Annotated in this window: 10 protein-coding genes, 2 tRNA genes and 1 rRNA gene; 7 read left to right on the forward strand and 6 right to left on the reverse strand. The window is 34.2% G+C overall.

What is annotated here, in order from left to right:
- Positions 1-179: 179 nt before the first annotated feature.
- Positions 180-288, forward strand: a 5S ribosomal RNA gene (rrf, locus tag BUB91_RS20445).
- A 177-nt stretch (positions 289-465) separates the two neighbouring features.
- The gene (trhA, locus tag BUB91_RS20450) at positions 466-1,095 is read left to right on the forward strand and encodes a PAQR family membrane homeostasis protein TrhA (protein ID WP_073101283.1); all 630 of its coding nucleotides are present in this window, start codon (positions 466-468) and stop codon (positions 1,093-1,095) included.
- Here the strand turns inward: trhA and BUB91_RS20455 are convergent.
- Both BUB91_RS20455 and BUB91_RS20460 read right to left on the reverse strand, forming a co-directional pair.
- Positions 1,092-1,520, reverse strand: coding sequence for a DUF4268 domain-containing protein (locus BUB91_RS20455; RefSeq protein WP_073101285.1), 429 nt, complete (start codon positions 1,518-1,520; stop codon positions 1,092-1,094). The genes trhA and BUB91_RS20455 overlap by 4 nt on opposite strands.
- Before the next feature lie 2 nt (positions 1,521-1,522).
- Positions 1,523-2,191, reverse strand: coding sequence for a ZIP family metal transporter (locus tag BUB91_RS20460; RefSeq protein ID WP_073101287.1), 669 nt, complete (start codon positions 2,189-2,191; stop codon positions 1,523-1,525).
- Positions 2,192-2,266: 75 nt separating this feature from the next.
- On the opposite strand from BUB91_RS20460, the gene BUB91_RS20465 reads away from it, so the two are divergent.
- Positions 2,267-3,430: a THUMP domain-containing class I SAM-dependent RNA methyltransferase gene (locus BUB91_RS20465; RefSeq protein ID WP_073101289.1), complete on the forward strand. Its 1,164-nt coding sequence runs from the start codon at positions 2,267-2,269 to the stop codon at positions 3,428-3,430.
- 57 nt (positions 3,431-3,487) lie between these two features.
- On the opposite strand, the gene BUB91_RS20470 is transcribed toward BUB91_RS20465, so the two are convergent.
- Positions 3,488-4,237, reverse strand: coding sequence for a C40 family peptidase (locus BUB91_RS20470; protein WP_073101291.1), 750 nt, complete (start codon positions 4,235-4,237; stop codon positions 3,488-3,490).
- A gap of 76 nt (positions 4,238-4,313) precedes the next feature.
- Positions 4,314-5,489 (reverse strand): acetyl-CoA C-acyltransferase, encoded by a 1,176-nt coding sequence (locus tag BUB91_RS20475; RefSeq protein ID WP_073101293.1) that lies wholly within the window; start codon positions 5,487-5,489, stop codon positions 4,314-4,316.
- A 299-nt stretch (positions 5,490-5,788) separates the two neighbouring features.
- Between BUB91_RS20475 and BUB91_RS20480 the strand changes: the two genes are divergently transcribed.
- From BUB91_RS20480 to BUB91_RS20495, 4 genes are all read left to right on the forward strand, one after another.
- Positions 5,789-7,834: an HD family phosphohydrolase gene (locus BUB91_RS20480; RefSeq protein WP_073101295.1), complete on the forward strand. Its 2,046-nt coding sequence runs from the start codon at positions 5,789-5,791 to the stop codon at positions 7,832-7,834.
- 139 nt (positions 7,835-7,973) lie between these two features.
- A tRNA-Ser gene (locus BUB91_RS20485) sits at positions 7,974-8,057 on the forward strand.
- A gap of 21 nt (positions 8,058-8,078) precedes the next feature.
- Positions 8,079-8,153: transfer RNA gene (locus tag BUB91_RS20490), tRNA-Pro, on the forward strand.
- 217 nt (positions 8,154-8,370) lie between these two features.
- Positions 8,371-9,615 carry a site-specific integrase gene (locus BUB91_RS20495; protein WP_073101297.1) on the forward strand — a complete coding sequence of 415 codons (1,245 nt, stop codon included), beginning with the start codon at positions 8,371-8,373 and terminating at the stop codon, positions 9,613-9,615.
- Positions 9,616-9,661: 46 nt separating this feature from the next.
- Here the strand turns inward: BUB91_RS20495 and BUB91_RS20500 are convergent, their stop codons facing one another.
- Positions 9,662-12,646 carry a hypothetical protein gene (locus tag BUB91_RS20500; protein ID WP_073101299.1) on the reverse strand — a complete coding sequence of 995 codons (2,985 nt, stop codon included), beginning with the start codon at positions 12,644-12,646 and terminating at the stop codon, positions 9,662-9,664.
- 463 nt (positions 12,647-13,109) lie between these two features.
- Entirely contained in the window at positions 13,110-13,373 is a 264-nt protein-coding gene (locus BUB91_RS21690; RefSeq protein ID WP_254796114.1) for an IS110 family transposase, read from the reverse strand.
- Between the last annotated feature and the right edge of the window lie 55 nt (positions 13,374-13,428).

Genomic DNA, 13,428 nt, shown 5'->3' on the forward strand with positions numbered 1-13,428 from the left:
ATAGCCGAGTAGTACTAATAACCCGTAAGCTTATGTACATCTTTCCCGCATCTTAGGATGCGGGAGAGACACTCTTATAATAATTTATATGATGTATAGTGAATCTTGTATCTCAAGAATCTTTATTATTACCCAATATGTTAACTTATTTAAGTATGTATAGCGCTCATACAACAGCTTAAGGTGGTTATAGCGACGGGGCTCACCTCTTACCATTCCGAACAGAGTAGTTAAGCCCGTTAGCGCCGATGGTACTGCATCTCGTGGGAGAGTAGGTCGCCGCCTTGTTTTAAAGTCCGCATCATTCAATTGATGCGGACTTTTTTTTGCAGTAATGTCAAGATGAAATCTTGAGAATTTAAACTTTGAGTCTTTGAATGAATCCTGATAGAACAAGACTAGATTGAAGTCCCAAACGGAATGCTATTAATTAAAAGATTAATTTTGTTCTACAGATAATCTTATATGGTGAATACAAACTGGAGAGAAGAAGAATTTTGGAATGCGGTATCCCATACTCTAGGAGTTTTGTTAGGGATAGTGGGGGTTTATCTCTTACTTACTAATAATACAGAAAAGAGCGAGTACAGTGTATTGAGTATTGTATTCTATGGCTTTTCAATTGTCTTGCTATACGCCGCTTCAACTATTTATCATGCTTTAAGTCATGTTTCTTGGAAACAAATTTTCAGAAAGATAGATCATATTAGTATTTATTTTTTAATTGCGGGCACTTATACTCCTGTAGCTCTTATTAGTTTAGAGCAAGATAATGGCTGGCTGATTTTTTGGATTGTATGGGGAATCGCAGCTTTCGGAACCATTTTAAAGATATTCTTTACAGGGCGCTTTGAGATTTTATCAATCTTATTATATCTGGCTATGGGCTGGCTGATTGTTTTTGACTGGGATAATTTAGTAGCTAATTCAAGTGAGATGGGAATCAACCTTTTAATGCTAGGTGGAGCTTTTTATACTGTAGGAATACTATTTTATGTAATTAAGAGAATTCCCTTTAATCATCTTATATGGCACTTTTTTGTTCTAGGAGGAAGTATTTGCCATTTCTTCTTTATTTTTCTTGATGTTATCTAAGCGGTTATAAAATCTTGATATTCATACCAGAATAGTTCAAACTTAGGCATTTCTGTGTTGAAGAATTCAAACACTTCTGGCCAGTGTTTTTTATTATGAATATTCACATTTGATTTTTGAAGATAAATACGGGAAATTATTTTACCACTACTTCTTAGATAATCTTCATCGAGAATTATTTCTTCAGATATTTCTGCTTTTAAAAGATTCTTTAGACTTTCAAATTTTTCAAAATAATAGCTTTTAAAAATTTCATTGTGTGTTTCGATATCGAAAGAAACCAGTGCTTTTGCAGTATCAAAACTGAATTTTAGGTTTATTTCTTTGACTTTAGTATCGTAAAGTAACCATTTACGTGGATGTCTTTTTCCGAAGAAAATCCAGAATTGCTCTCGTATTTGTTTTGATTCTTCTCTGCTAAACATAATTATAATATATAAGCAAGACCAATACCTAAGAGGATTGTACCAAATTTTGTTGCGTTGAACTGATGATTCTTTGAAGACTCAAATAAAATGGTTGTTGAAACATGTAGTAATACCCCTACAACAATTGCATTGATATTATTTTTTAAACTTTCGGTCCAGAAATCTAGGGCACCAAGATAACTTCCTATGGGTGTCATCAATGCAAAAAGAATTAGAAAAATAAGTATTTGAATTTTACTGATATTAGATACAATTAGAAATGAACTAATTATTATAGCGATAGGTATTTTATGAATTATAATACCGTAAACTAAGTCTTCATTCTGTGATAAGGGAAATCCTTCAAAAATGGAATGCACCGCTAGACTAATAAATAATAGCCACGGAATGTTTTTGGTTTTTGAGTCTAGATGTAAATGCCCATGTTCTGCTCCTCTCGATAAAAATTCTAATAAAATCTGGAGGAGTAAACCTCCCATTATATATAAACCTATTTCTTTAGAACCTGATGCATAAAGCTCTGGTAAAAATTCAAAAATTGTAATCGACAGTAAGAAAGCTCCACTAAAAGACAGCAGTAATTTTACTGTATTATTAAAGGTAGGTTTAAAAATTAATGCAATTAAAAAGCCTAATAAAACAGCGGCAATAGGTAAAATAAAAATCATATTAAATACAGCTAGGATTTGTTAGTCGCAGCAAGCCGACAAAATTAACCTATTTTTGCAATCTAAATTTTTGCAATGGAAGAGAACTTTAAAATGCTTGCGAAAACCTTATTCGGGTTTGAAGAATTATTAGCTCGAGAATTAAGAGAGTTAGGAGCAGGAGATATAGAATTAGGAACACGTAGCGTTAGTTTTACCGGTGATACGGGCTTTATGTACAAAGCTAATTTGTGCTGTCGGACTGCAATTAAAATTCTTAAGCCTTTAAAGTTTTTTGTTGTCAAGGATGAGCATGCATTATATGCTGCTGTAAAAAGCATAGATTGGAGCAAATATATGCGTGTGAACGATACGTTTGCTGTTAATGCGACTATTAGTGGGGAACAATTTACACATTCATTATTTGTAGCTCAGAAGGCAAAAGATGCCGTTGTAGATCAGTTTAGAGAAAATACGGGTGAACGTCCTAGTGTAGATCTAAAGTTTCCAAGTCTGAGCATAGATATTCATATCCGTGAAAATAGATGTACGATTTCACTTGATAGTAGTGGAGTCTCTTTACATCAACGTGGCTATCGTTTAGCAACAAATATTGCACCTATTAATGAAGTTCTTGCAGCAGGTTGTTTGATGCTTGCAGGTTGGAAAGGGCACAGTGATTTTCTTGATCCTATGTGTGGTAGTGGGACTATGCTTATTGAAGCAGCAATGATTGCGTGTAATATTCCACCTAATTTAAACCGCAGACAATTTGGTTTTGAGAACTGGCATGATTGGGATCCTGATTTGTTTGATACCATTGAAGCAGCAGCACTTAAAAAGATACGGGAATTTCACTTCACAATAAGTGGTTATGATAAAGCACCATCTGCAGTTGAAAAAGCTAATGAAAATGTGAAAAATGCTGAGTTAGATGAATTCATAACAATTAAGCAAGCTGATTTTTTCACGACTGAAAAAGAACGCGAACGACATTTACATATGGTTTTTAATCCACCTTATGGAGAGCGGTTAGAGATAGATATGGAGCCTTTTTATAAGAATATAGGAGATACGCTAAAGCAAAACTATAAAGATACCGAAGCTTGGTTTATCACCTCAAATTTGGAGTCTCTTAAACACGTAGGTCTGCGTACTTCGAGAAAAATAAAATTGTATAACGGATCTTTAGAATCTCGTTTAGTGAAGTATGATATTTATGCGGGTTCTAAAAAGGCCAAGTTTCAAAAAGAGGATTAATCTTCTTAAAAGATCTTATAAATAAAAAAAGGTGATGCTGTAGGGCATCACCTTTTTTTATAGGATACGTTTTATTACTCGTAATTTATGTGTGTGGGTTCGGCGGTCTACATTATAAATGCCTGTGTGATCAATGCGGTCTATGCGCACTTCACCGTGACAATGAATGATGTAATTATCCTGAAGCATAATACCAACGTGAACGATACGTCCCTCGTCATTATCAAAAAACGCCAGATCCCCCGGCTCACTCTCTTCAATAAAACTCAAGGCTTCACCCTGAGCACACTGCTGCGATGCATCTCGAAAAAGCGCGTGACCATTAAGCCGATAAACCATTTGTGTAAAACCGCTGCAATCTAGACCAAAAGGAGTTCTGCCTCCCCATAAATACGGACTTTTTAAATATAAAAGCGCCGTGTTTATAAAAGCAGATTTTTCCTTTTTATCAGAAATAGAATTCCCTTCGTAATGATCTCCGGTAAAATCAAGATTTGCTAACTGAGCGCCAAGCGGTAAGCTCAGTACATGAGAATCAGAAGAAGTTGCCATTTGAAGCAAGTCACTTGCAAGAAGTGGGATACGTTCTTCAGCAGTCGAATAGTTTTCTTCAGTAATTTCTTTATACTGCTTGTTATCTACCCAGCCCTCATATTTATCATGAGCAAGACGAATACGACTCCATTTTTTGCGAATTTCAAGCACTTTAAAATGTTCACCATAAAGTACTTGGTTAACCATTTCTGCTGCATCAGCAGGTTCTAAACGCATTGGTACAATACTTAATGGGCAAATGCCGTAATTCATCAGGCGGTTTTGAAATTTTGGTAAAAGTAATTCAAATGATATTTACTCACAAAGCGAGATGTAAATGCTCTTGAACTTATCTTGAAATTACCATTGCAGATGCACCACCACCACCGTTACAAATTGCTGCAGCACCTAATTTTGCATTTTGTTGTTTCAGAACATTGATCAGGGTGATCAAAATGCGCACACCGCTGCAACCTAGCGGATGACCTAGCGAAACTGCACCTCCATTTATATTTACATTTTCAGAAGAAAGGCCTAAAATTTTCATATTAGCTAATCCAACAATTGAGAATGCTTCATTAAATTCAAAGAAGTCAATTTCATCTTGAGAAATACCCGCCTTAGCCAAAGCTTTAGGTAAAGCTTTAGATGGAGCTGTGGTAAACCATTCTGGCTCTGTAGCTGCATCAGCATAACTTTTTATAGTACACAGAATTTCCAGACTTAATTCTTCAGCTTTTTCTCTAGTCATTAAAATAACTGCACCCGCGCCATCATTAATGGTAGAAGCATTAGCAGCAGTTACAGTTCCATCTTTTGAAAATGCAGGACGTAAACTCGAAATTTTATCCATGCGTACATTCTTGAACTCTTCGTCTTCTTTGATTATAAGAGGCTCTCCACGTCGTTGTGGCACTTCAACAGGAATAACTTCATTATCAAATTTACCAGCTTCCCAGGCAGCCGCAGAACGCTTGTAGCTTTCGACAGCAAAAGCATCTTGATCTTCTCGTGAAAATTCATATTCTTTTGCGCAAAGATCAGCGCAAACACCCATTGCATTGCCATCATAAGCATCAACGAGGCCATCTTTTTGCATACCGTCTATGAGTGTTGCTGGACCAAATTTTTGTCCGTTGCGCATATGCACATAATGTGGAATCTGACTCATACTTTCCATCCCACCAGCGATTACAATTTCGTTATCACCTAGAGCAATAGATTGTGCAGCAAACATCACCGCTTTCATACCAGAAGCACAAACCTTATTTACCGTTGTACAAGGAACCGAATTGGGAATGCCCGCGCCTAAAGCCGCTTGTCTTGCGGGAGCTTGACCAACACCGGCTTGTACTACATTACCCATAAAAACTTCATTGACAAGTGTAGGATCAAGATTGATTTTATTTAAAGCACCTTTAATAGCGGCTGTTCCCAGAGTAACTGCAGTAAGTGAAGATAGACTTCCTAAAAAGCTGCCTATTGGTGTTCTAATAGCCGAGACAATGACAATTTCTTTTTGCATAATGTATTTTTTTTGTGTTACAAACTTAAACAAATACTCACGAAAACGTTATATTTTAGCCTATGCTTAACAGCGTAAACGTCCCGTTTAATTTTAGTACTTTTACTCGATAATCGAGATTAAAATATTCCGGGGGGGATACCTCGAAGTCAAAAGTTTTATCATTCATACTGTCTTGTGGTCTTACCATAAGTTTATTTACTTTTATCAGAATACAAATCAATATTCTGTTGCTCAAGATATATAAAGCTTGAAATCTTTTTTTTTGAATTGTATTAATACTGTTTTACAGCTTTTTTATGAGTACTATTTTAAACCGATTCTATAAAAATCAAGGTTCGATATATAAAGTTTTGCTTTGCATTGTAAGCACCATTCTTATCGTTTATCTTTTTCCGAAGAGCGGGAAATTTCAGTTTGATTTTCAGCAGAATAAACCTTGGCAGTATGATAACTTATACGCTCCGGTAGATTTTGCGATTTTGAAAAGTCAGTATCAGCTCGAGCAGGAGCAAGCAGCAGTTGAAAACAATATTATTCCCTATTTTATATACGATCAGGATATAGCTAATGAAGCAAAGGCTGCTTATGAAAATCAGTTTGCTTCGGTATTTACCGATTCAATTTTTAGAAATAGGCAGCGGGAATTGAAAGCTTTCGGTTTAAAAATCTTAGATGAAATCTATAAATATGGCGTCATTAGTGATTTGACTGCATTTCAGGAAGGCCGAAAAATATATTTACGCAGAGGTAATGAGATAGAGGAAACTTCCATCGAAAACCTAAACACTACTGACGAAATCACGACACTTATTAATAGAAAGTTAGTCAACGGTCCATATGTGCAAGCGGTAAACCGGTTTAAAGAATTGTTTTTTGATGTTGTACAGCCTAACGTTAACTATGACGAAAAGCTCACCAATAAAGAGCTTAATGCCGAAATGAGCAAAATAGCTCCTACTAAAGGAGTGGTGAATAAAGGAAGTCGTATTGTTGCCAAAGGAGAGATTGTAGAGCAAAGTACGTATCAAATTTTAAAATCCCTTCAAGCGGAATATGAATCCCAAACTTGGACAGCCAGTAAATACAATTGGGTGGTTTTTGGCTATGTGCTTTTGGTTGCGGTTGCATTAACAATGCTTTTGCTTTTTATAAAAACCTATCGAGAGTTGGTTTTTGAAAACAATACCAAGGTTACTTTTATCTTTTTCAATATCATTTTGATGGTATTGTTTACAACACTAATCGTAAAATACGATGCGAATTACGTTTATGTGGTGCCACTGTGCATTCTTCCGTTAGTGATTAAGGCATTCTTTGATTCCAGATTGGGGCTTTTTACACACGTGATAACTATTCTTCTTTTAGGCTTTATCGTGCCAAATACATCAGAATATATGTTTCTGCAAGTGATTGCAGGTATTGTAACCATATTGACTGTTTCTGAGCTTTATAAGCGTGCTAATTTGTTTATTTCGGTTGGTCAAATTACATTTATATATATCGTAGGTTACTTTGCATTTCATATAATTCATGAGGGTACAGTAGAAAATCTAGAGTGGGAAACCTTCAGTACGTTTATCATTACCGGTCTTGCAACCTTATTTGTTCAGCCTTTGATTTATGCTTACGAAAAGATCTTTGGTTTGGTGAGTGATCTTTCTTTATTGGAACTCACAGATACCAACTCAAAACTTTTAAAGGATTTAGCAAATAAAGCCCCAGGAACGTTTCATCATAGTTTAAATGTGGCAAACCTTGCTGAAGCTGCAGCCAATGAAATAGGAGCCAATTCAATGCTTGTAAGGGTAGGAGCATTATATCATGATATTGGTAAGATGGTTAATCCTACAGATTTTACCGAAAACCAATCTACAGGAATCAATACGCACGAAGATCTTTCTCCACGAGAAAGTGCACGTATAATTATTGATCACGTTATTAATGGTATTGAAATTGCACGGAAAAACAATCTTCCGGATCGCGTTATAGACTTTATCAGAACACATCACGGAACCAGCACTGTTTATTATTTCTATAAGAAAGCCCAGGAACAGGATGAAGATGTGAATATTGAAGATTTTAGATATCCCGGGCCACTACCTTTTAGTAAGGAGACTGCAATTCTAATGATGTCTGATAGTGTTGAAGCTGCCAGTAAGAGTTTAAAGAATCCTACTTCTGTTTTAATTGATTCTTTTGTAGAAAAGATAATCAATAGGCAAATGGACGAAAATCAGTTTTTGAATGCGACTATTACCTTTAAAGAAATACAGGTTATCAAAAAAGTATTGAAGTCAAAACTGAATAATATCTATCATTTACGAATAGAATATCCAGAATAAGAATTTGTGATTTTCTTGTTTTCAGATAGTTGAAAAAATATTGAAAAAAAGTTATAGAAATGTTTAAAAAACCTTTGGCTGATTCAAAACTTAGATATATATTTGCACCCGCGTTTCGAGAGATACGCAGCGTTCTTTAGGAGAGATGCCAGAGTGGTAATGGAGCAGATTGCTAATCTGTCGACGGGTAACTGTCGCCAGGGTTCGAATCCCTGTCTCTCCGCTACTAAATATAAGACACCTTCGGGGTGTAGCGTAGCCCGGTCATCGCGCCTGCTTTGGGAGCAGGAGGTCGCAGGTTCGAATCCTGCCACCCCGACGAACCACATATAAGTGGACATTAAAAGCCTGTTAATATATTGATTTGCAGGCTTTTTCATTTTATACCCTATCAAATGATATGGTTTGATATCAAGCAGTTTAGTGAATGATTCGGTGAATACTTTTTTATTCACGATTTACTATCTTAGTAGGACATTTTGATTGGTTTGACTCTCGTCTTTGAAAAACTATTGTTTCATTAAAAGACGCTCGAAATGCCTGATTTTACTACCTTTTCCGTATTATTCTTCACTAGAAAATTAAACCGGAACAAACCAGAACTGTCTATTTACGCCCGGATAACCGTAGATGGAAAATGCTCAGAAATGAGCTTAAAAAGAAAAACTTCAGTGAATAATTGGGACCCTTCCAAAGGAAGAGTCCGGGGAACCACAGCAAAAGCAAGAAATTTAAATAGCTATTTAGATCAGGTATATTCCAAATTGTTGGATGCCCATAAAAAGCTATTGGATAAAGACTCGCTTATCACAGCAGATCGAATCAAAGCTTATTATTTAGGTTTTGATGAAGATCATATGACCTTATTGGATATCGTGGAATATCACAATAGCAAAATGCAGGGAGTGCTCAAATGGGGCACGCTTAAGAATTATTACACTACAGCCGAATATCTATCTCGATTCTTGAAGGAGGTAAAGAAAACGGATAATGTATACCTAAAGCATATCAATTACCAATTCATTACAGAATTTGAAGATTTCCTGCGTAAGGTTAAACCCAAAAAAGGGCAGAAGCCCTGTGGGCCAAATGGAACGATGAAGCACTTAGAACGCTTTAAAAAGCTCCTGAACTTAGCTATTAAACTGGAATGGTTGGTTAAAAATCCATTCCACAGTTATTCTTTTAAATTTGAGAAGAACGACCGGCAATTTTTAACGGAACGCGAATTACGAAAACTAGAAGAGACCTATTTCAAAAGTGCATCGCTCGAACGCGTAAAAGACCTGTTTTTGTTTTCTTGTTACTCCGGTCTATCTTATATCGATTTAAAGGAACTCACCACAGATCAATTGGTCAAGGGGATGGACGGTAAAGATTGGATTTATACTAAGCGCGAAAAAACGCAGCAGTCTGTCAAAATACCTTTGTTGCACTCCGCAAATATGATCCTTAAGAAGTATAGAGAACAGGATATTTTAGAGAAATCAAATGCGGTGTTTCCGGTGATTTCCAATCAAAAGATGAATAAGTATCTGAAAGATATTATGCACGCTATTGGAGTACGAAAGAAAATTACCTTTCACTCTGCCCGGCACACTTTTGCAACGGTGGTTATGCTGTCAAATGGCGTACCTATAGAAACCGTTTCTAAAGTTTTAGGTCACACCAAATTATCTACTACACAGATATATGCTCGGGTTATGGAGGATAAGCTTAGTAAGGATATGGGTAAATTGGATGAGATGATTCAGGAGAAGAGAGCTGTAACACGAAATTAAATAAGGATGGATATGTTTAATTTAAGCGGCCTTTATTAAATGATTTTTAATTATTGAATTTTTCGTAAAGTTCTCGTAGAAAATACTCTCCTTTCTTAGCAAATTCATTACATATTTTATTTGAGTATTCAGTTAATGTGTTATCGTTTATATTATACATATACTCAGTAAACTCAATAATTTCTTGTTGCATAACCGAAGCATAATATATATCAGTAAAAACTGAATCTATAAATATTTCACAAGCATAAATAGAGCTTTGGATTATGTTTCCTTTAGTTTTGAGGCGATTGAGATTTTCAATTAATTTGTCTAAATCACGTCTATGTCTTGCAAGCCTAGAGGATTGTTTAATTAGTTGAAAGCTTTCCTCATCTAATTCATCAATGTATTTAATAAGGTAGAAAATAGATGGTATTTCTTTGGTTTTAATTGAGCTGTATTTACCTAGAGTAGTAAGAGTATGTTGCCAGATTTTATAAATTTTCTGTCTAAACTCTATTTTTCCTGAGTCATCTAGTTCTTCTTTATATTTATCAAATTTGAAAGAAAGAGAATGAATTAAATTTCGTATTTGTTCAACATTTTTACTTTTAAAAATTTCAGTAATTACATCACCCTCATTTAGGTCCTCAAAATCAAAAATATAAAAAACAGCAGCATGCAATTCGTATGGATTATCGACCATATGAGAATCTACCACTTGCCAATTTTCTTTTATTGCAGATATATATAATTTTTTAAATGTTTTATAGTCATACTTTGAATAAGGATTGCTTAATAGGTGACCTCCAAAATAGGATTTTATCGTTTGGTCATCTAATTTGGAGATTGTAGCCAATTGTTTTTGGGTCCATTTAAAATCTAAAAAGTAAAATTGATTTCTGTGCCATCCTAAATATGTATATATTTCCTGGACTCGATTAATTAGTAGGTTTTCAAATAGATTCCTTTCTCTAGAACTCCATCTCGTTTTCTTTCTTCCTGCTATGTCAGAAAGTCTTGCTTTTCTTAAACTATAATCAAAAAGAGTTCCGATTAAGATACCTGTATCTGAGTTTATGACAGATGTAGCTGAACCTAATTTCCCTTTTTGCGAATCTTGAATCTCATTTTTCAGATAATTTTCAACAAAGAAAAAAACAATTTCTTCGACTTGAGGTAATAATCTTGCATCAAAAGATTTGTTATCATCTCTCATGCCTGCACTTAATAATCTACAGAATTGTCTTAATGGCCAATAATGGTCAGCACTATAGGTACTGTTTGGTAGAGCTAGGTCAACAGTAGCAAATGTAGTTTGTGAAGTATACTTATCGATAAATTTTATACAGGAATCCCAATCTATTTGCTGCTCATTTTTCCAAGTATCCGACAAACCGGAATAGATTTCAGAAATGTGGCGGTAAGGGACATCTAAAAACTCCTCCCAATTATCGGTAAATAAAGAAGTATTTTCAGTGATGGCTTCATATAAGGCTCTACTTAATCCTTCAACACAAGGTTCTCTGAATCCACGTTTAGGATCAAATTTTTTTAAAAAGGAAATAAGCTCTAAAATTGGAATCGTTAATATCTCATTCTTTGAAAGAGGCGATATGCTTCCGAAGGTAACATTCCTTTCTAACTTAGGTTGAATTTCTTGTTTACGAGCACCTAATTTTAAGGATAAATCGGAATATTTTTTTTCAAAATTCTCATTTTTATTCAATGAAGAGAACCAATATAGTCTAAAATGTTCTGGTGATTTATAATTATCGCAATCCTCCGAGAATCTTTCAATTAAGCTTTCGATTATTAAAGATTCTGATTTATCGAGATGGATTGAAATATCATCAAGCATAAAATAAAAATCATCTCTCCAAAAAGGATCTAAAAATAATTTATTGTTTTGCTTATCAATAATACTAAAAAAGAGCTCTTTAGTGTTATTCCAGGTCTTTGCAAATAGGAATAGAGAAAGCTTTATAAAGTGTTTATGTTTATATCTTTTACTCCAGAATGACTCAATAATTTCGAGGATTCTATTTTTTTCTAATTGTGCTATTTTAATGCATACATTTTGTAAAAACAGAGTATAGATTGTCTCAATAGAATGAGAATGTATTTTTGTAACATTAAGATTAAAAATTGTTTTGATTAAAAAATTACTAATATTACTTGATTCAAGATAAGTATTAAGATGATTGGCAATTCGATGAATTGTTTCATTAGAACAATTCAAAGCCACTAATTCATAAAATTCTGGATTTTTACACTCTTGTTTGAGCTGGTAAGATCGAATTATGGGGTAGTAATCATCATTTTCATAAGCAGATGAATCTTTAAATTTTTTGTCATTTGATATTTCAAATACCAGCTCAACTAGTTTTGTTATTTCGTCCTTATATAAAAATGTATTTTTCTCATCAAGACTATATGAATGAATTAATTTAAATATTGCTAGACTCTCTAGCGTATTTTCATGTTGGGTGTTTAAATAGTTAGGTATTGAATTTATAATCTTATTGTTGATATATTGTTTGGGTAATTCGGTCAATATGTCAAGTAAAAAGTACCAGATTCTATAATTTTCGAGCTTTTGAACATTTTCAGAATGAAAATTTATCTCTTCTATAATCTTGACTAAAAATTTAGCATTAGAACCCTTAAAATCTTTGCTCTTAATATTTTTAGCAACAAATATTAAATATTCCGCTTGATTCCAAAGTTCTTCATCTTTGATTGATTTTGGAGAAAAAAAACCTTTATTATACATTGGCTCAAGCCAATTTTCACTTTTCAAATTGATATAAAAGTGTCTCTCGATTTGCTTATTAGAAAACATATTTTTCAATGCTTCAAAAATCTGCTTTGTTGGCTTTTCAAATCTGGCAATCCGCTCGATCCGACTCAATTGGTTTATGAAGCTTCCAACTAGCTTTAATAGAATATCTTCATATTCGTCCCACAAAACAATAACTTCTAATAATTTTCTTGGTTTTTTAGTAGCACCTCTACGGTGTGCATACTTGTTGAATTTGGATAGCATATTTTATAGCAAACGGATCATCTAATTTTAAATCTAGTGCAACTAAAATAGATGCTACTTGACCCCGATCTTTAAGAGCAGGACTTTTTTGCAATTCTTCTTTCACTTTAAGAGGAGAAAGGATATCTCTTAATCCACCATCTATTTCTCGGGCAACGTGTGCAAGTAAATAAGATTGAGAAACTATTTTTTTTGATGAATTATTTCAATAGCATCTAAATAAAAGGAAGATATTTCTTCACCAATATTTTTCAAACCTTCGTAAATATGTTCCTGTTTTTCTGTCAATTTCATGACTCTTAAATTAGTTGAATTTAAAGTTCCTAATGGTTAAATCTATTAATAATAAAACAAATTTGAGTTAGCATTGAAATGATAAAAGTTTTCTAGGGTAATCATTTTTAGTAGCGTAGCGGATATAAAATGATTTCCATGTTAAAACCAAGAAAAAATGCAAAAAGGTTTAGGCTACATTTTTGACATAGGGTTGCTCTCTTTTAACGACGGCACATATCCTATGTACAAGTTTGTTTCTAACATTATTTATAATCAGCATTTTGTTTTTTCCTTCCTCAACTTTCCGCAAATAATACGCTCTGATATCGGGATCATGATTGATAGCGGCCAAGGCACTCATATGCAGATGTTTTTTAAGCGTCCTGTTGGCCATTGGATGTATTCTGGACTTTCTATGAATACTGGTCCCAGAAGTGTATTCAAAAGGCACTACGCCACTATAGCAAGCCAATTGTTTAGGATTGTCGTATCTGGTAAAAAAGTTC

The organism is Leeuwenhoekiella marinoflava DSM 3653 (assembly GCF_900129005.1).
Lineage (GTDB): Bacteria > Bacteroidota > Bacteroidia > Flavobacteriales > Flavobacteriaceae > Leeuwenhoekiella > Leeuwenhoekiella marinoflava.